General features: G+C 54.1%; 15 protein-coding genes. All 15 read left to right on the forward strand.

The genetic code is table 11. The features are described from left to right. Positions 1-17: 17 nt before the first annotated feature. The 15 genes from ACE418_RS00240 (at position 18) to alaS (ending at position 18,486) form a co-directional block, all read left to right on the forward strand. Positions 18-596 carry a porin gene (locus ACE418_RS00240; RefSeq protein ID WP_416448600.1) on the forward strand — a complete coding sequence of 193 codons (579 nt, stop codon included), beginning with the start codon at positions 18-20 and terminating at the stop codon, positions 594-596. Between the two features lie 545 nt (positions 597-1,141). Next, positions 1,142-1,522, forward strand: coding sequence for a PaaI family thioesterase (locus ACE418_RS00245; protein WP_416448601.1), 381 nt, complete (start codon positions 1,142-1,144; stop codon positions 1,520-1,522). Beyond that, positions 1,515-1,958, forward strand: coding sequence for a PaaI family thioesterase (locus ACE418_RS00250; protein WP_416448602.1), 444 nt, complete (start codon positions 1,515-1,517; stop codon positions 1,956-1,958). The genes ACE418_RS00245 and ACE418_RS00250 overlap by 8 nt, the downstream gene beginning before the upstream one ends. A gap of 42 nt (positions 1,959-2,000) precedes the next feature. After that, on the forward strand, positions 2,001-3,140 hold the full coding sequence (locus ACE418_RS00255; protein ID WP_416448603.1) for an acyl-CoA dehydrogenase family protein: 1,140 nt from the start codon (positions 2,001-2,003) through the stop codon (positions 3,138-3,140). Between the two features lie 277 nt (positions 3,141-3,417). After that, on the forward strand, positions 3,418-4,443 hold the full coding sequence (gene pheS / locus ACE418_RS00260; RefSeq protein WP_292295930.1) for a phenylalanine--tRNA ligase subunit alpha: 1,026 nt from the start codon (positions 3,418-3,420) through the stop codon (positions 4,441-4,443). A gap of 13 nt (positions 4,444-4,456) precedes the next feature. After that, entirely contained in the window at positions 4,457-6,883 is a 2,427-nt protein-coding gene (gene pheT / locus ACE418_RS00265; RefSeq protein WP_416448604.1) for a phenylalanine--tRNA ligase subunit beta, read from the forward strand. A gap of 181 nt (positions 6,884-7,064) precedes the next feature. Then, the gene (gene tig, locus ACE418_RS00270) at positions 7,065-8,408 is read left to right on the forward strand and encodes a trigger factor (protein WP_416448605.1); all 1,344 of its coding nucleotides are present in this window, start codon (positions 7,065-7,067) and stop codon (positions 8,406-8,408) included. 41 nt (positions 8,409-8,449) lie between these two features. Next, positions 8,450-9,046: an ATP-dependent Clp endopeptidase proteolytic subunit ClpP gene (gene clpP / locus ACE418_RS00275; RefSeq protein ID WP_416448685.1), complete on the forward strand. Its 597-nt coding sequence runs from the start codon at positions 8,450-8,452 to the stop codon at positions 9,044-9,046. Positions 9,047-9,063: 17 nt separating this feature from the next. Further along, positions 9,064-10,302, forward strand: a complete 1,239-nt coding sequence (clpX, locus tag ACE418_RS00280; RefSeq protein ID WP_020310508.1) for an ATP-dependent Clp protease ATP-binding subunit ClpX — start codon at positions 9,064-9,066, stop codon at positions 10,300-10,302. Between the two features lie 72 nt (positions 10,303-10,374). Beyond that, on the forward strand, positions 10,375-12,708 hold the full coding sequence (gene lon / locus ACE418_RS00285) for an endopeptidase La (protein WP_416448606.1): 2,334 nt from the start codon (positions 10,375-10,377) through the stop codon (positions 12,706-12,708). After that, on the forward strand, positions 12,708-13,343 hold the full coding sequence (gene yihA / locus ACE418_RS00290) for a ribosome biogenesis GTP-binding protein YihA/YsxC (protein WP_416448607.1): 636 nt from the start codon (positions 12,708-12,710) through the stop codon (positions 13,341-13,343). Before lon ends, yihA begins: the two co-directional genes overlap by 1 nt. Before the next feature lie 264 nt (positions 13,344-13,607). Then, positions 13,608-13,979, forward strand: a complete 372-nt coding sequence (locus ACE418_RS00295; protein WP_416448608.1) for a thioredoxin family protein — start codon at positions 13,608-13,610, stop codon at positions 13,977-13,979. Positions 13,980-14,015: 36 nt separating this feature from the next. Further along, positions 14,016-14,942, forward strand: a complete 927-nt coding sequence (locus tag ACE418_RS00300) for a glycosyltransferase family 2 protein (protein WP_416448686.1) — start codon at positions 14,016-14,018, stop codon at positions 14,940-14,942. A 41-nt stretch (positions 14,943-14,983) separates the two neighbouring features. Next, on the forward strand, positions 14,984-15,727 hold the full coding sequence (locus ACE418_RS00305; protein ID WP_416448609.1) for a C40 family peptidase: 744 nt from the start codon (positions 14,984-14,986) through the stop codon (positions 15,725-15,727). 158 nt (positions 15,728-15,885) lie between these two features. Continuing rightward, positions 15,886-18,486 carry an alanine--tRNA ligase gene (alaS, locus tag ACE418_RS00310; RefSeq protein WP_416448610.1) on the forward strand — a complete coding sequence of 867 codons (2,601 nt, stop codon included), beginning with the start codon at positions 15,886-15,888 and terminating at the stop codon, positions 18,484-18,486. Positions 18,487-18,520 lie beyond the last annotated feature (34 nt).

Below are 18,520 nucleotides of genomic sequence, written 5' to 3' on the forward strand. Positions count from 1 at the left end.
TATGGAGGTGGAAGGTTATGAAAAAACTTATTATTGCAGCGACCCTGGCCGCACTGGCTATGACTTCGGCTGCCATGGCAGCTCCCTTGCGGGATCCCCAGCCCGGTGACTTGAAGGCCAATGCCAACTATGGTTTCGACCAGAAAGAAGGGGGACGCAGTGCCAAGAGCCGCCTGACCGGCGGCGATGTCACCTACGTCTTGAACAACCGCTGGGATATCCAGTACGTCAACAACTACACCAAGGGCGACAACGACAACAAGATCAACGAAAACTATCTTATCGGCAATTACCGCTTTACGCCGTACCTGTCGGCCTTTGCCGGCGGGTCCTATGTCAAGACCGAAACGTATAATACGACCAAGTCCTACGGTTATCAGGTCGGCCTCAAAGGCCAGATCCCCCTGGCAGCCCGCTGGCAGGGATTTGCGTCGGTCGGTGTCGGCGATGACGTCAATACCTATGAAGTCGGCGTCGGCTACGACATCACGCCGAACTGGGATGCCCACATCAAATACCGCAGCAGCAGCGTCGACGTCGATAACTACGACGACGATGTCAAAGGCTGGCAGGTCGGTATGGGCTATAAGTTCTGATATTGACAAGGGGCGGATCCGTCCCGTATAATGTATCAATGACATGTGCTGTGGTTGAAAGTCGATGTCAGTCGCAGACCAAGCGATCCACGTAAGGCACCCAAAGCGGTGCTGATCATAGTGCGGCCTAGAAGTAAGACCTGCCGCGCAGCAAGCGCGAGAGGGCTAGTAGTGGGGGACAGACGTCTATGAGCAAACGTCCCAGCAGGCGAGTGTGGGGGTAAAGACCAGGTCAGGCATGTCAGGAAAGGGGCTGTCGCATGAAGGTTTCTGCCATCATGCGAGGCCCCTTTCTCTTTATAGTTTGTAGTATAGAGTTTGTAGAAGATGGCCATAAATTTCAAACCATCCCCTAGCCCCTAGCCCCTAACCCCTTAAAAGAGGCTGTCTTGATGTGACAGCCTCTTTTTTGCATTTTCGTTTGACGGATGATTGTTCGTATAGTAAAATGTAAGGGTATTTATGTTATTGGCCTAAGGAGTGGAGTCATCATGGATGTTGAGCAGTTGGAACGAGAAATTCACAGGAATCCTTTTGATACCTTTATGGATTTCCACGTTGAAAAGGCTGAACCAGAGAGCACGATCCTCACTTTTGAGAATCAAGGCGCGAAATGGGATAACCCTAATGGGACCATGTACGGCGGTGTCCTCTATTCTATGGCCGACTCGGCGATGGAGGCTGCCTGCGCTGTCTGCGGCAAAGCCGTCCTCACCTTGGACTTGGGTATGAATTACCTGCGCCCGGCTTTTGCCAACACGACGATCCGGGCCGAAGCCAGGGTCATCCATAACGGCCGTACGACGATGGTAGCCCTCTGTGATTTTTACGATAATGACCAACGCTATTTAGCTCATGGCAAGGGCACCTTCTTTGTGACAGGGACCTATGTCTTTGATGAAGAAAGGGGGCATACGGATGAATGAACCAGAAAAAACAGTGAGCCCGGAAGTGGCAGAGCGGCTGCACCGTATGCTGGATAGTATTTATTCTCAGACACCTTATTTCCAGAGTATGCCCTGCACGGTAGAAAAACTCGATGTCGGCCGCGTCCGCGTCGGCTTCGACATCAGCCGTCATTCCTGCAATTACCGGGGCATTGCTTCCGGCGGTGTCCTGGCTGCTTTCTGCGATACCCTCATGGGCATGGCCAGCCGGACCTTGGGCTTCCAGGTGACGACGCTGGAAATCAACATGAATTATATCCGCAGTGTCAAAGGCGGCGAGCATATTACCGGCATCGGTCAGGTCATTCACCACGGCAGGAAGACCATTGTCGTCGAATGTGAATGTTACGATGCCAGCGGCAGTGTTATCGTAAAAGGGCGGTCGTCTTTTTATATTTTGAAAAAACTCGATTGATAGGATAATCACGTAATTCTAGGGAAGGTTGGTTAATACAAGATGGATTTTGCTTATAACGACGAACAGAAAGAAATCATCAAGGTTGTCCGCGACTTGGTGGAAAAAGAAATCGTCCCCTACGCTTCAGAAATGGATGAAACGGGAAAGCTCCATGAAGGGCTCCTCGACAAATTGGCAGCCCAGGGCCTGCTGGGCGTCGCCATTCCGGAAGAATTCGGCGGTGCCGGCCTTGACGCTATCACCATTGCCGCTATTTATGAAGAATTAGGCAAAGGCTGCGCCGGCGTCGCTACGACAGTCGCTGCCAATGCCTTGGCATCGTATCCGGTCATCATTGCCGGCAACGACGACCAGAAGAAACGCTATTTCGATATCATCAATGAAGACAACCTGGCCGCTTTCGCCCTGACCGAACCGGGAACGGGTTCCGATGCCGGCTCCGTTTCGACCCGTGCCATGAAGACGGAAGACGGCAAGGGCTATATCCTCAACGGTACGAAATGCTTCATCACCAACGGCGCTTTGGCTGAAGTCTTCGTCGTCTTCGCCAATACCCGCAAGAGCGGCGGCATCCGCGGCTTGACAGCCTTCATCGTCCGCAAGGGGACGCCGGGCTTCACCGTCGGCAAAGCCGAAAATAAAATGGGCATCCGCGCTTCCAACACGACGGAACTCATCTTCCAGGACTGCTTCGTCCCTGTCGAAGACCGTCTCGGCCGCGAAGGCCATGGCTTCCGCATTGCCATGGATACCCTGGACGCAGCCCGTCCCTTCGTCGGTGCCGTTTCTGTCGGTATCGCCGAAGCCGCTTTCCGTGCCTGCTGCGACTATGCCAAGGTCCGTGTACAGTTCGGCAAACCCATCGCTTCCTTTGAAATGGTCCAGGCTATGATTGCCGATATGGCCATGAAAGTCGAAGGCGCCCGTCTCCTCGTCCACCGTGCCTGCTGGATGAAAGACCAGGGTATGGACTTCAGCCGTGAAGCCGCTATCGCCAAGTGCAACGCCTCCGACGTCGCCATGCAGGTCACGACCGACGCTGTCCAGGTCATGGGCGGCTATGGCTACATCAAGGAATATCCTGTCGAAAAATACATGCGTGACGCAAAAATCATGCAGATTTACGAAGGCACGAACCAAATTCAGCGCTTAGTTATTGCAAATAAGACACTTTACTGATACAATAGATAACAAATCCATAGAGGGATTTATGGCAATGATAAAGAGGGGATGGGACTGACTCCGCCTACAGGGAATCGAGGCCGCAGATTGAGAGCCTCGTGCCGGATGTTCCATGCGTTCACTTTAGAGCCTCCTGCTGAACGGAGTAGGCAGGACGGGGGTTCCCGTTACAGGACAATCGAGAATCAAGTAGGGTGGTACCGCGAATCAGACTTTCGCCCCTTAGGGGGCGGGAGTCTATTTTTTTTGTACTTGCCAGTAGGAGGAAGAAAGTATGATCAGTGATAAGATCGAGGCCATTAAAGCGGCCGTCAATGAACAGCTCGCCAAGAGCGAACATCTTCAGGACGTACAGGATATCCGCGTCAAGTTCCTGGGTAAAAAAGGGGAACTGACGGCGATCATGAAGGAAATGAAGAATTTTTCCAAGGAAGAACGGCCTAAGATCGGCCAGCTCGTCAATACGGCCCGCAATGCCATCGAAGAACAGCTCAAGGCCAAGATGGAAGAAGTCAAGGCCCAGGAACTGGCTGCCAAGATTGAATCGGAAAAAATCGACATTACCCTGCCGGGGCGCAAACCGGTCATGGGGCATGAACATCCCCTTCATCAGACGTTGCGCCTCATGGAAGATTCCTTCCTGCGCATGGGGTTCTCCATCGTCGAAGGGACGGATATCGAATCGGACTACTATAACTTCCAGTGCCTGAACCTGCCGGAAGACCATCCGGCCCGGGATATGCAGGACTCCATGTACATTACAGATAACATCCTCCTGCGGACCCATACATCGGGCATGCAGGCTCGTACCTTGCAGGCCCATAAGCCCAATGAACCGTTCAAGATCATCGCACCGGGCAAGGTATACCGCTGCGACTACGATGCGACCCATTCGCCGGTCTTCCATCAAATGGAAGGCATGATCATCGACAAAGACATCCGCTTCTCCGACCTTAAAGGGATGCTGGAAGACTTCCTGCGTGATATCTTCGGACCCCAGACGAAAGTCCGTTTCCGCGCCAGCTACTTCCCCTTTACGGAACCGAGCGCTGAAGTCGATATTTCCTGCGTCATGTGCGGCGGCAAGGGCTGCCGTGTCTGCTCCCACACGGGCTGGCTGGAAATCCTCGGCTGCGGCATGGTCAACCCCAGTGTCCTGCGCCTGAATGGCTATGACCCGGACGTCGTCACGGGCTTTGCCTTCGGCATGGGCGTCGAACGCATTGCCATGCTGAAATACGGCATCGATGATTTGCGCTTGTTCTATGAAAACGATATGCGGTTCTTGAACCAGTTCTAGGAGGGTATGAATAATGAAAAGTTCTTTAACTTGGATGCAGGATTATGTCGACGTCGACATGAACCAGGACATGCAGGCATTTGCCGATAAATTGACCATCGCAGGTATCCCTGTCGAACAGGTGGAATACTGGGGTACAGAAGTCAAGAAAGTAAAGACCGGGAAGATCCTTCAGATCGACAAGCATCCCGATGCCGATAAACTTGTCGTCTGCCAGGTCGATATGGGCGACGAACAGCTCCAGATCGTCACGGCTGCGACCAACGTCCGCGTCGGCCAGATCGTCCCCGTCGCCGTCCACGGCGCTCATCTGCCGGGCGGTACGAAAATCAAGCGCTCGAAACTGCGCGGCGTCTTGTCCAACGGCATGTTCTGCTCGGCCCATGAATTCGGCTTCGATGACAGCCTGCTCCTGCCGGAAGAACGGGAAGGCATCTGGATTTTGCCGCCCGATACGCCCCTCGGCGTCGATGCCGCCGACTATCTCCAGGTCCGCGACGTCGTCTATGAATATGAACTGACGGCCAACCGCGCCGACTGCTTCTCCATGGTCGGCCTGTCCCGTGAATTTGCCGTCCTCAGCGGCAAAGAAGCCCGTTACCCGTCCATTTCCGTCAAAGAATGTGACACGCCCATCGACGGCAGAGTCAAGGTATCTATTGACGATGACGAACTGTGCAGCCGTTATACGGCCCGCCTGCTCCTGAACGTCAAGATCGGCAAGTCGCCCATGTGGATGCAGCAGCGCCTGCGCAAGTCCGGCGTCCGTCCTATCAACAACGTCGTCGATGCCACCAACTACACGATGATCGAACTGGGCATCCCTCTTCATGCCTATGACTATGATAAAGTGGCCGGCCATCATCTCATCGCCCGCCGGGCCAAGGCCGATGAAACCATGAAGACGCTGGACGATGTGGACCGCCAATTGAACGATAACATGCTGGTCATTGCCGATGAAGAAAAAGCCTGCTGCATCGCCGGCATCATGGGCGGCATGGACTCGGAAGTCACGGACCAGACGACGACGGTCATCCTCGAATGTGCTTCCTTCAAAGGTTCCAACATCCGTCATACGGGCCGCATGCTCGGCCTGCGTTCCGAAGCCTCGGGCCGTTTCGAACGGGGCCTCGATTCCGACAGCTGCATCCATTCTATCGACCGCTGTGCCCAGCTCCTCCAGGAAATGGGCGCCTGCGACGTAGCTAAAGGCGTCGTCGATGTCTACCCCAAACCGGCAGCTACGACGCGCATTGCCTTCACGGCAGCACAGGTCAATAAATTCCTGGGCACGGAAATCCCCGAAGCCGACATGGTCCATATCCTGGAAACGCTGCAGTTCGGCGTGGAAAAAGACGGCGAAACTTTGACGGCTGTCGTTCCCAGCTATCGCGGCGACTGCACGGAAATGCCGGATATCGCCGAAGAAGTGGCCCGCGTCTATGGCTATGAAAATATCCCGTCTACGCGCCCGTCTGCGCCTATTTCCAAAGGCGAAGCCGGCTTCCACCACGACGTAGGCGAAAAGATTTCGTCCATCCTCAGCAGCAGCGGCCTCAACGAAACGGTCACCTTCAGCTTCATGCATCCGGACCAGCTGAAGAAGCTCCTCTTTAAGGACGGCGATCCCGTATACAATGCCGTACCTATCCTCAACCCGATTACAGAAGACTTCCCGCTCATGCGGACGACGCTGGTACCGACTTTGATGGATGTCCTGGTCCGCAACCAGGCCGTCAAGAACCCGTCTGTCGGCATCTACGAAATCGCACCGGTCTATCGGCCGAAACAGCTGCCGCTGACGGAACTGCCGGAACAGGAATTCTACGTTACCGGCCTCCTCTATGGCCAGCGCACGGCTGCTGAATGGCCGGCTAAGGCAGAAAACTATGATTTCTATGACGTCAAGGGCCTCGTCGAAGCCGTCCTCCAGGGACTGGGCATCCAGGCCGACCTGGAAGTTTCCGACTGGGCACCGCTCCATCCGGGCAAAGCCGCCCGCTACGTCAAAGACGGCAAAGTCCTCTGCGACTTCGGCGAACTCCATCCCAAGGCCATCGACAATTACGACGTCGCCGGCCCGGTCTACATCTTTGAAATGCACATGGACGCCATCCTGCCCCTGGTCAATCTCCTGCCGGACTACCATAAAGTTGCCAAATTCCCGGCATCGAGCCGTGACCTGGCCTTCCTGGCACCGCTGGCTACGACCAATGCCGACATCGTCGATGTCATCAAAGAAGACGGCGGCGACAACCTGGAAGCGGTCCACCTCTTCGACATGTACACAGGCAAACAGGTCCCGCAGGGCTACAAGAGCCTGGCTTATTCCCTGGTCTTCCGTTCCGAAGAAGGGACCCTGACCGATGCCGACATCCAGGCCCCGGTCGACGCCATCGTCAAAGACCTGAAAGAAAAATTCGGCTGCGAATTGCGGTAAATTTCAAACCATCCGCTAACCACTAACTGCTAGCCACTAGCTACTTAAAGAGGCTGTCTTCATAGGCAGCCTCTTTATCCCATATTGTAAAAAAAGTAAAGTTGTGGTATGATGTAGAGCGTAATATGGTATTTTAGAGATATTCAGGGCTCTACCGGCCCATAAGGAGGACATACTTAGAATGAACGTAACAGTGAATGAAGTAGACCAGCACAAAGTAACCCTGCACATTGAAGTGCCTGCTAAAGACGCTTCCAAACAGGCTGCAGCAGCTTGCAAGAACTTGGCAAGCCGTGTCAATATCCCGGGCTTCCGTAAAGGGAAGGCACCGCGCATGGTACTGGAAAGCTTCTTGGGCAAAGATGCTGTCAAACAGGAAGTCTTTGAAGCTATTGCCAATAAAGCTTACAGCGACGCTCTCGATCAGGAAGGCATCGTCCCTGTAACGGAACCGGAATTGAACGTCATTACTGACGAAAAAGGCAAAGACGTCGTATTTGAAGCTACGGTCACCAAGAAACCGGAAGTCAAACTCGGCGAATACAAAGGCATTACCGTTGCCAAAGACAAAGTCAACGTAACTGACGAAGACGTATCTAAAGAACTGGCTAACCTCCAGAAACAGCATGCGAAACTCGTCGTAGCTCCGGAAGGCACGGAAATCGCAAAAGATGACTTCGCTGTCATCGATTTCAAAGGCACTGTCGACGGCGTCGCATTCGAAGGCGGCGAAGGCAAATCCTATCCGCTCCAGATCGGTTCCGGCAGCTTCATTCCGGGCTTTGAAGATCAGCTCATCGGCTGCAAAGCTGGCGACGAAAAAGACGTCAAAGTCACGTTCCCGGAAGATTACTTTGAAAAATCCCTGGCTGGCAAAGAAGCTGTCTTCGCCGTCAAAGTCAATGACGTAAAACGCAGCGAACTCCCGGCCATCGACGATGAATTCGCTAAAGAAGCCGGTAAATTCGACAGCGTCGACGACCTCAAAGCCGACATCCGCAAACGCCTCGAATCGAAGGCATCTTTCCAGGCTTTGGAAAAATTCAACTCTGAAGTCTTGAAGACGGCTGTCAACAATGCCGAAGTCGATATCCCGCAGGTCATGATTGATGACAAGATCGACCAGATGATCGAAGAATTGTCCATGAAATTGGAAACACAGCGCATGAGCCTCGACGATTACCTCAAATACATGAACCAGGATATGGACAAACTCAAAGAACATTATGCTGACCCGGCTAAAGAAAACGTAAAGATGGACCTCGTTCTCGAAGCTATCGCCAAAGCTGAAAACATCGAAGTCAAAGACATCGATCTCCAGGCTGAAATCATCACGATGGCTCAGAACTTCGGCGCAGACCCGAAAGAAGTCTACAAGATTATTTTGAAAGAACATCGCGTTCCCATGCTTGTACAGTCTGTCGGCCGTAAAAAAGCAGCCAGCTTCATCCTGAAAAATGCCATCGACCCGAACGAAGACAAAAAAGAAGAAGCTAAAGCTGAAGAAGTTAAGGCTGAAGACTAATCCCGGAAACGCATTCTCCGGAGGTGTTAGTTTTGACAAATATGTATGTACCGATCGTCGTCGAACAGACGGCGCAAGGTGAACGGAGCTATGATATTTATTCCCGCCTCTTGAAAGACCGTATCGTCTTCCTCGGCGGCCCCATCGATGATACCGTTGCCAACAGCATCATCGCCCAGCTCCTTTTCCTGGAAGCAGAAAATCCTGACAAGGATATCCATTTATATATCAACAGTCCTGGCGGCGTCGTCACGGCAGGCATGGCCATCTACGATACCATGCAGTACATCAAGCCGGATGTCTCGACCATCTGTGTCGGCTCCGCTGCCAGCATGGCGTCGGTACTCCTGACGGCCGGTGCCAAGGGCAAACGTTTCGCCCTGCCGCACTCCCAGGTCATGATTCACCAGCCTCTCGGCGGTGTCCAGGGCCAGGCCACGGAAATCGAAATCCATGCCCGCGAAATCCTGCGCATGCGCAAGGAATTGAACGGTATCTTGTCTGAACACACAGGACAGCCCATTGACGTCATCCAGAAGGATACGGAACGGGATAATTTCATGACCGCTGAAGAAGCCAAGAAATATGGCCTCATCGATGAAATCCTGACCCGTCCGCTGCCGGATGAAACGAAATAGGACAGGAGGAAGACAAGATGAACGATAGGAATGACGAACCGCGCTGCAGTTTCTGCGGCCGGCCCCAGAGCGAAGTCCAGAAGCTTATTGCCGGCCCGGGTGTCTACATCTGCGACGAATGTGTTGCCGTAGCACAGCACATCATGGAAGAAGAAAAGGCGGAAGAAACGCCGGACTTTCAGCTGAAAGACCTGCCGACACCGCATGAAATCAAGGCTACCCTTGATGAATACGTCATCGGCCAGGAAGCAGCCAAGAAGACCCTTTCCGTTGCGGTGTACAACCACTACAAGCGTCTCCAGACCAATTTCAGCGCCTCTGATGATGATGTAGAGCTCCAGAAATCGAATATCGTCATGGTCGGCCCGACCGGGAGCGGCAAGACCCTCCTGGCCCAGACACTGGCCCGTCTCCTCGATGTGCCCTTTGCCATCGCCGATGCGACAAGCCTGACCGAAGCCGGCTATGTCGGCGAAGACGTCGAAAACTGCCTGCTCAAGCTCATTCAGGCTGCTGATTACGATATTGCCAAAGCGGAACGGGGCATCATCTACATCGACGAAATCGATAAGATTGCCCGCAAATCGGAAAATCCGTCCATTACCCGCGACGTTTCCGGTGAAGGTGTCCAGCAGGCCCTTTTGAAGATCCTCGAAGGGACCGTTGCCGGCGTTCCGCCTCAGGGCGGCCGCAAGCATCCTCATCAGGAAATGCTCCAGATCGACACGACGAACATCCTGTTCATCTGCGGCGGCGCTTTCGATGGCATTGACAAGACGATCCTCAACCGTACGACGGATAAGAATATGGGCTTCGGTGCGGACATCCATTCCAAGTCCGAACACTCCATGGAATCGCTCCTCAAGGAAATCATCCCGACGGACCTCCAGAAGTTCGGCCTCATCCCGGAATTGATCGGCCGCCTGCCCGTATTGGTTACCCTCAATCCTCTCGATGAAGATGCGATGGTACACATCCTGACAGAACCGAAGAACGCCCTGGTCAAACAGTATCAGAAGATGCTGTCCATGGACGACGTAGATCTCGAATTTACGCCGGAAGCTCTTCAGGCCATTGCCAAGGAAGCGCTGCGGCGCAATACCGGTGCCCGCGGGCTTCGCTCCATCATCGAACGGATCATGCTCGACGTCATGTTTGATGTACCGAGCCGCGACGACGTCGCCAAGTGCATCGTCACGGAAAAATGCGTCAAAGAAGGCGCTGAGCCCGACCTCGTATTGAAAGAGGCAAAATGATATAATGTACAATAAAACTCATTTCTCAAACCGGAAATGAGTTTTATTTTTCCATAGAAGAAGGTGAAATGTATGAACGAAAACGTTGTGCTCAACGAACAAGATATCCTGGCCCTGCCTTTTGTCCCGCTCCGGGGCATCGTCGTCTATCCGAAACTGGTAAGCCACATCGACATCGGCCGCGATACGTCCCTGGCTGCCGTCGATTACGCCATGGAACACGACCGCCAGCTCCTGGTAGCGACCCAGGTCGATGAAAATGAAGATAATCCGGGTTTTGATGATGTCTATACCATCGGCTGCCTGGTCAAAATCGAGCAGCTCCTGCGCATGCCTGGCGGCCTGGTCCGCATCCTGGTCAACGGCATTTCCCGCGTCCGCATGCAGGGCTTTTCCCAGAAAGCTGATTACCTCGAAGGGGCTGCCGTCAAAGTGGCTGAAATCAGCCGCAACGAAGTCGAAGAAGAAGCCCTGCGCCGGGTCGTCCTCAAGCGGCTCCTGGACTGGCTGGGCAATCTCCGCGATGGCGAAGAAGCCAGCGAAAATGCCAAGAACATCGATGAACCGGGTGTCCTGGCTGACTTTGCTGCGTCCCAGCTGCCCCTGCGTCTGGTCATCCGCCAGCAGCTCCTGGAAACGGCCGATGTCGAAGCCCGTTTGCGCCGCATCGCGTCGCTCCTGGATACGGAAGTCGACATTGCCAACCTGGAATCGAAGCTGAACATGGAAGTCCGCGGCAAGATGGACCAGCAGCAGAAAGAATACTACCTGCGGGAAAAGATCAAGGCCATCCATGAAGAATTGGGCGATAAAGTCGATAAGGATACGGAAGTCCAGGAACTCCGCGACAAGATTAAGAAGATGAAGCTTGATAAAGATATCGAAACGGCCCTGCTCAAAGAAGTGGACCGCCTCGACTCCATGCCGCCTATGATGGCGGAATCGGCCATCATCCGCACCTATCTCGACTGGGCCATGGCCCTTCCCTGGAAGAAGGAAACCAAGGACCGGCTGGACCTCAATGAAGCACAGCGGGTCCTTGATGAAGACCATTATGGCCTGAAAAAAGTCAAAGACCGCATTATCGAATATTTAGCCGTCAAACAGCTGACGCACAGCCTGAAAGGGCCGATTCTCTGTTTCGTCGGACCTCCTGGCACGGGCAAGACGAGTATTGCCAAATCCATTGCCCGGGCCATGAACCGCAAGTACGTCCGCGTATCCCTGGGCGGCGTCCGCGATGAAGCTGAAATCCGCGGCCATCGCCGGACCTATATCGGTGCCCTGCCGGGCCGCATCCTGGCTGGCATGAAACAGGCCGGCGTCAAGAACCCGGTCTTCCTCCTCGATGAAATCGACAAGATGACTTCCGACATGCGTGGCGACCCGTCGTCGGCCCTGTTGGAAGTCCTCGACCCGGAACAGAATAATACTTTCAGCGACCATTTCCTGGAACTGCCTTTTGACTTGTCGAAAGTCTTCTGGATTACGACAGCCAACGTCCTCAGCGATATTCCCCGGCCCCTCCTGGACCGCATGGAAATCATCGACTTCACGAGTTATACCGAAGAAGAGAAGGTCCAGATCGCCAAGCGTTACCTGGTACCGAAACAGATTAAAGAAAATGGCCTCAAACCGAGTCAGGCCAAGTTCTCCGACGCTGTCCTGCGCCATATCATCGAAGGCTATACGCGCGAATCCGGCGTCCGCAGCCTGGAAAAGACTATCGGCACGGTCTGCCGCCGTATCGGCAAATCCCTGCTCATGAACGACGAAGTCCCGCTCAGCGTCTCCGTCAAGAACCTGGAAAAACTGCTCGGCCCGGTCAAATTCCTGCCGGAAACGGTCCACAAGGATGATGAAGTCGGTATCGTCACCGGTATGGCCTGGACCCAGGTCGGCGGTGAAGTCCTGGAAACAGAAGCCGTTGCCGTCAAGGGCAAAGGCCGCCTGCTGCTCACGGGGCAGCTCGGCGATGTCATGAAGGAATCGGCAGAAGCCGGCGTGACCTATGTCCGCAGCCGCGCCGATGTCCTGGGCATCGACGCCGATTTCTACGCCAATATGGACTTGCACATCCACCTGCCTGAAGGGGCTATCCCCAAAGACGGTCCGTCGGCAGGCATCACGATGGCCACGGCCATTACGTCGGCCCTGACGGGTAAAGCCGTCCGCCACGACGTGGCTATGACCGGTGAAATCACGCTGCGCGGCACTGTCCTGCCCGTAGGGGGCATCAAGGAAAAGGTCATCGCTGCCCATCGGGCTGGCATCAAGAAAATCCTCCTGCCTGAAGAAAACAAGCGCGACATGGATGAAGTGCCGCAGTCGGTCAAAAAAGACGTCAAATTCGTCTTCGTTCACCATATGGATGAAGTGCTGGCTCAGGCACTGGTGAAGTCCTGATGGCTTCGTATGATATCATCAAGGCGGCCTATGCTACGACGGCTGTCCGCCGCGACCAGTACCCGGAAGGGGATGTGCCGGAAGTCGCCTTTCTCGGCCGTTCCAACGTCGGCAAATCGAGCCTGATCAATTCCCTGTGCAACCACCGCGGCCTGGCCCGCGTCAGCGGCGCACCGGGGAAGACCCAGACTATCAACTACTTCAGCGCGGCCCTGCGGCGGCGCGATGAAGTAGAAGGGGAGCAGCGCCTGCCGTTCTACTTAGTCGACCTGCCAGGCTATGGCTTTGCCAAGACTGGCGGCAAGAACCGCGACATGTGGAGCGCCTTCATCGGCGAATACGTCACGCAGTCGCCGAACCTCTGCGTCCTCTGTCTGCTCGTCGACCTGCGTCATCCGGGCCTGGCCATCGACCAACAGGCCTATGACTGGCTGGCCAGTGCCGGCGTTCCCTTGCAGATCGTAGGGACCAAGGCGGACAAGCTCAAAGCCAGTGAAAAGAATCGCAACCTGGCCCAGCTCAATAAACTTTTCCCGTCGGACCGGCCGGCCATGGCCTACTCGTCGCTCAAGCGCGACGGCTTCGGCCCCCTGGCCAAGAACCTCTTCGAACGGGTGCTGGCCGTCAGCGGCTAGCTGTCATGGGGGATTCTCTCAACAAACAGGTTAGGGAATCGTACATTTCTTAAGCGGGCCGCCCTGTGGGACGGCCCTTACGAACCACGAGCCACGAGCCACGAACCCCTAACCACTAACCCCTAACCCCCAAAAGGGGCTGTCTTCAAAGGACAGCCCCTTTTTTGCGCCCTTTACAAAGAACAATCTTTCTGGTTGGCTTCATTAAGCGAAAGTGGTATAATGAATTTGATTTACATCGGCCAGATAGGAGGTTGTATAATCATGGCAGTAGTTTCGATTGACAGTGATGCCGATTTTTCTGTGAAAGTCCTTCACCAGCCGGGCATTGTCATCGCAGACTTCTGGGCTCCCTGGTGCGAGCCGTGCAAGATGGTTCATTCAGAAATCAGCCAGGCTGCCGCGAATTTTGGCGATGCTGTGAAAGTGGTACGCATCAATGTTGATACGATGCGGAATATTGCCGAAAAATATGAAATCATGGCAGTTCCGACATTATTGTTCTTTAAAGGCGGTAAGCCACTCAAACGCATTATCGGCTATGCTTCGCAGACAGAAATCAGTAAGTTCCTGGCGTCTGTCGTAGCAGAAAACAAGGCTGCCGGTTTTGACAACAAAAATATTGGGATGATATAATTGAATTTAGAAACAAGAGGGACGGGACGACAATTATTGTCTATTGTCGTTCCTGTATACAATGAACAGCCGAACATTGAGAAATTCTATGAAGAGGCGACGAAAGCCGCAGCGACACTCGATATGGATTATGAAATCATCTTTGTCGACGACGGTTCTAAAGATGCAACGCCCCTCATCCTCAGCCGCCTGACCCAGCAGGATGAACACGTACGGGCTTTTATCCTGGCCCGCAACTTCGGTCATCAGCTGGCCATTACCTGCGGCATGGATCATGCTCTTGGCGACGCCGTGATTACCATGGATGGCGATCTGCAGCACCCGCCGTCGATGATCCCCGAATTGGTCCAGAAATGGCGTGAAGGCAATGACGTCGTCCAGACCGTACGGGAAGCGACCGATGATGCCGGTTTCCTCAAGCGCATGACATCGAAATGGTATTACCGTATCCTGAATGCCGTATCCCCAGTCCACATCACACCGGGCGGTTCTGATTTCCGCCTCATCGATAAGAGGGTCCTGGAAACGTTCAAGCGGTTCCGGGAACACGACCGTTTTATCCGCGGCATGATCGGTGATATCGGTTATACCCAGACATTCATTCATTTCGTAGCGCCGAAGCGTTATGCCGGGAAATCGAAGTTTTCCGTGCGCAAGATGCTTCATTTTGCCCTGGACGGGATCATGGCCTATTCCAAGATCCCTCTGCGGGTTTCCTTTTATGTCGGCATGTTGAGCGGCTTGTTGAGCCTGCTCATGATTTTGCATGTCATTTATTGTAATATAATGGGCGAAGCCGTGCCGGGATGGACGACGACGATGATCGTCGATTGCCTGTTCAGCGGGTTCCAGCTCATTTTTATTGGTGTCATCGGAGAGTATATAGGACGTATATTTGAAGAGGTGAAACACAGGCCTCTGTATTGGCTGCGGGCTGAACTCGGCCAGCATAAAGACAGGTAAGGACTTGCGTTGTATGGCCTTCGAGACAGAGAGGAGTATTTATGTGGAAAAAAATCAGTAAAGTTTGGATATTTGCCGCACTTTTCGTTTTTGCCGCACTGCCGGCACTGGCAGCTTCTCCGCTAACCATCGGCAGCCGGGGCGATGAAGTCCGTTCTATTCAGCAGATCTTGCGTAACAAGGGCTACCGGGTCAATGTCAACGGCGTTTACACCAACGATACGGCACGGGCTGTATCGCAGTACCAGAAGGATAAGAAAATCCAGGTCAGCGGTAAAGTCGGCGGCTGGACCTATTATCTCCTGACAGGCAATCGCTCCATGCTGCCGCCCAAGCCGGTCATGAAGAGTGGCCAGGGCACGCGCTTCAACAATGGGGCTATCAGCAAATACCGTCATTTCAGCGGCGGCGATGCTTTCGGCAACCAGCTGGTCAATTCAGCCTATAAGTATCTGGGTGTCCCCTATGTATTCGGCGGGAATACACCGGCTGAAGGCTTCGACTGCTCGGGCTTTACGAAATATGTCTTTTCCCATAATGGCATCAATCTGCCGCGCCTGGCCGATGAACAATACGAAGTGGGCCAGCGGGTCCGCCGCAGCGAACTCATGCCGGGCGACCTGGTCTTCTTTACGACGTATGAACCGGGCGTATCCCACACGGGAATCTATGTCGGCAACAACAATTTCATCAGTGCCACCAGTAGTGGCGGCATCCGCGTAGACAGCCTCGACAGCGGCTATTGGTCGCCGCGCTATGTCGGTGCTACACGGGTCCGGAGATAGGCAAACTGGCTAGGGAACAGTCGTCCTCTAGCCTTTCCTTATACAACCGGTCTGTGAGATAAAAAATAACAAGAAAAGGTTGCCGAACAGGGGGAAATGAGCGTATAATTTTCCCATGTAGAAAGATATTTAGAGGGAGTGTTTACTATATGAAGTACATGACGGGTAATGAAATCCGCAAAGCCTATTTACAGTTCTTTAAGAGCAAGGAGCATTTGATCCTGCACAGCTTTCCGCTCATTCCGGAAAACGACCCCAGCCTGCTCCTCATCGGCGCCGGCATGGCACCGCTCAAACCGTATTTCACGGGTAAGCTCGTACCACCGTCGTACCGCGTCACGACGAGTCAGAAGTGTATCCGCACCGACGATATCGACAACGTAGGCCGTACAGCCCGTCACCATACGTTCTTTGAAATGCTGGGCAATTTCTCCTTTGGCAATTATTTCAAGAAAGAAGCCATTTCCTGGGCTTGGGAATTTTTGACCAAGGTCTTGGAACTGGATACGGATAAATTGTATGTCACCATCTATCCCGATGACAAAGAAGCCTATGACTACTGGCATAATATGATCGGCCTGGCTGATGAACGGATTTTCAAATTCGACGATAACTTCTGGGAAATCGGTGAAGGCCCGTGCGGTCCGGACAGCGAAATCTTCTATGACCTCGGCCCGGAACGGGGCTGCGGCAAACCGACGTGCACCGTCGGCTGCGACTGCGACCGCTACCTGGAAATCTGGAACCTCGTCTTCACCCAGTACAACCGTACCAAAGACGGCAAGTATGAACCGCTGGCCAAGAAGAACATCGATACGGGCTGCGGCCTGGAACGACTGGCTTCGGTCATCCAGCAGAAAGAATCGAACTTTGAAACGGACCTCATCTTCCCGATCATCGAAAAGGTCATCGCCATTTCCGGCGGCGACTACAACGATCCCCGTCAGAAGATGGCCATGAAGGTCATTGCCGACCATATCCGCGCCATTACCTTCATGATTTCTGATGGTATCCTGCCGTCTAATGAAGGCCGCGGCTACGTTTTGCGCCGTATCCTGCGCCGTGCTGTCCGCTTCGGCCGCCTCTTGGGCATCAAGGACCTCTTCCTGGCAGACCTTGTCGATACGGTATTGGACATCCTCGGCGATGAATATCCGGAAACGCGGGAACACGAAGCCCTCATCAAACAGATCATCAATACAGAAGAAAAGCAGTTCAGCGCTACCCTGGCACAGGGCATGGAACTGCTCAACGATATGATGGCCCATGTCGGTGATGATAAAGTCCTCACCGGGGCTGAAGTCTTCAAGCTCTACGATACGTATGGCTTCCCCATGGAACTGACCGAAGAAATCGCCGGCGAACAGGGCTTCACCGTCGATAAGGACGGCTTCCAGGAAGCTATGAAGGAACAACAGGAACGGGCCCGTGCTGCTCATACCAAAGTATCGGCCAAAGTCGCTACGCCGGATACGACGAAACTGGATCAGTCGAAACTGGTCAATGATGAATCGGCTGTCAAAGCGACGATTGCCATGCTCGGCAAGGAAGGCGTCGAAATCAGCGAAGCCCGCGATGGTCAGGAAGTGACGATCATCCTCGACGACAATCCCTTCCATGCAGAAGGTGGCGGCCAGCTCAGCGATACGGGCGTCCTCTGTGCAGCAGAAGGCAAGGCCCAAGTCACCGATGCCCAGGCACTTCCGAATGGCCTGGTATACCTCATTGCGGAAATCACAGAAGGCGTCCTGCGTACGGGTGATGCCGTCGACATCGCTGTCGACAAGCAGCGCCATATGAACCTGGCCCGCAACCACACGGCAACGCACCTCTTGCAGGCAGCACTGCGCAAGGTCCTGGGCAATCACGTCAACCAGGCCGGTTCGCTGGTCACGCCGGACCACTTGCGTTTCGACTTCACCCATTTCTCGCCGGTTACCCAGGATGAACTGGATAAGATCGAAAACTTGGTCAATGAAGAAATCCTCAAGGCCGTTCCCGTCACTATCGAAGAAATGGCCCTTGATGCGGCTAAAGAAAAGGGCGCTATGGCCTTGTTCGGTGAAAAATACGGCGACATCGTCCGCGTCGTCTCCGTTGACGACTTCAGCTGCGAACTCTGCGGCGGCTCCCATGTGGCCAACACGTCGGTCATCGGCACCTTCCGCATCACCAGCGAAACCGGGACGGGTTCCGGCGTCCGCCGCATCGAAGCTGTTACCGGTCCGGCAGCCCTCAAGCTGGCAAAGGATGAATCGCAGGAACTGCAGCAGCTGGCAGGCCTCATGAAAGCCAAGGTCAGCGATGCGCCGGCCAAACTGGAAGCCCTCCTGGCCCAGCTCAAGGATACGGAAAAAGAATTGGCCCAGCTCAAGAAAGATGCAGCCCTGTCCGATATGGACAGCATCCTGGCAGCCAAAGAAGATATTGGCGGCGTTCCCGTCGTCGCAGCTGTTGCTCAGGCTGATTCCATGGATAACCTGCGCGACCTGGCCGATACGGTCCTCGACAAGCTCGGCAGCGGCGTCGTCCTCTTGGGTATGACGAATGGCGATAAAGTCAACTTCGTCTGCAAAGTCGCCAAGAGCGATACCAAGAAAGGCCTCCATGCCGGCAAGATCATCAAAGCAGCCGCTCAGGCAGCTGGCGGCAATGGCGGCGGCCGTCCCGATATGGCCCAGGCCGGCGGCAAGGAACCGGAAAAACTGGGCGATGCCCTCAAAGCCGGTGCTGCAGCGGTACGCGATATGTTAGCATAAATTTTGGCAGTCATGCCAGTTGAATAAAAAGGAT

Origin of the sequence: Megasphaera jansseni (genome assembly GCF_047974155.1) — a bacterium.
Classification (GTDB): Bacteria; Bacillota; Negativicutes; order Veillonellales; family Megasphaeraceae; genus Megasphaera.

What these genes read in the sequence shown, in the direction of transcription:
- ACE418_RS00240 (WP_416448600.1), top strand. Translation starts at nt 18, where the DNA reads ATGAAAAAACTTATTATTGCAGCGACCCTGGCCGCACTGGCTATGACT.
- ACE418_RS00245 (WP_416448601.1), top strand. Translation starts at nt 1,142, where the DNA reads ATGGATTTCCACGTTGAAAAGGCTGAACCAGAGAGCACGATCCTCACT.
- ACE418_RS00250 (WP_416448602.1), top strand. Translation starts at nt 1,515, where the DNA reads ATGAATGAACCAGAAAAAACAGTGAGCCCGGAAGTGGCAGAGCGGCTG.
- ACE418_RS00255 (WP_416448603.1), top strand. Translation starts at nt 2,001, where the DNA reads ATGGATTTTGCTTATAACGACGAACAGAAAGAAATCATCAAGGTTGTC.
- pheS (WP_292295930.1), top strand. Translation starts at nt 3,418, where the DNA reads ATGATCAGTGATAAGATCGAGGCCATTAAAGCGGCCGTCAATGAACAG.
- pheT (WP_416448604.1), top strand. Translation starts at nt 4,457, where the DNA reads ATGAAAAGTTCTTTAACTTGGATGCAGGATTATGTCGACGTCGACATG.
- tig (WP_416448605.1), top strand. Translation starts at nt 7,065, where the DNA reads ATGAACGTAACAGTGAATGAAGTAGACCAGCACAAAGTAACCCTGCAC.
- clpP (WP_416448685.1), top strand. Translation starts at nt 8,450, where the DNA reads ATGTATGTACCGATCGTCGTCGAACAGACGGCGCAAGGTGAACGGAGC.
- clpX (WP_020310508.1), top strand. Translation starts at nt 9,064, where the DNA reads ATGAACGATAGGAATGACGAACCGCGCTGCAGTTTCTGCGGCCGGCCC.
- lon (WP_416448606.1), top strand. Translation starts at nt 10,375, where the DNA reads ATGAACGAAAACGTTGTGCTCAACGAACAAGATATCCTGGCCCTGCCT.
- yihA (WP_416448607.1), top strand. Translation starts at nt 12,708, where the DNA reads ATGGCTTCGTATGATATCATCAAGGCGGCCTATGCTACGACGGCTGTC.
- ACE418_RS00295 (WP_416448608.1), top strand. Translation starts at nt 13,608, where the DNA reads ATGGCAGTAGTTTCGATTGACAGTGATGCCGATTTTTCTGTGAAAGTC.
- ACE418_RS00305 (WP_416448609.1), top strand. Translation starts at nt 14,984, where the DNA reads ATGTGGAAAAAAATCAGTAAAGTTTGGATATTTGCCGCACTTTTCGTT.
- alaS (WP_416448610.1), top strand. Translation starts at nt 15,886, where the DNA reads ATGACGGGTAATGAAATCCGCAAAGCCTATTTACAGTTCTTTAAGAGC.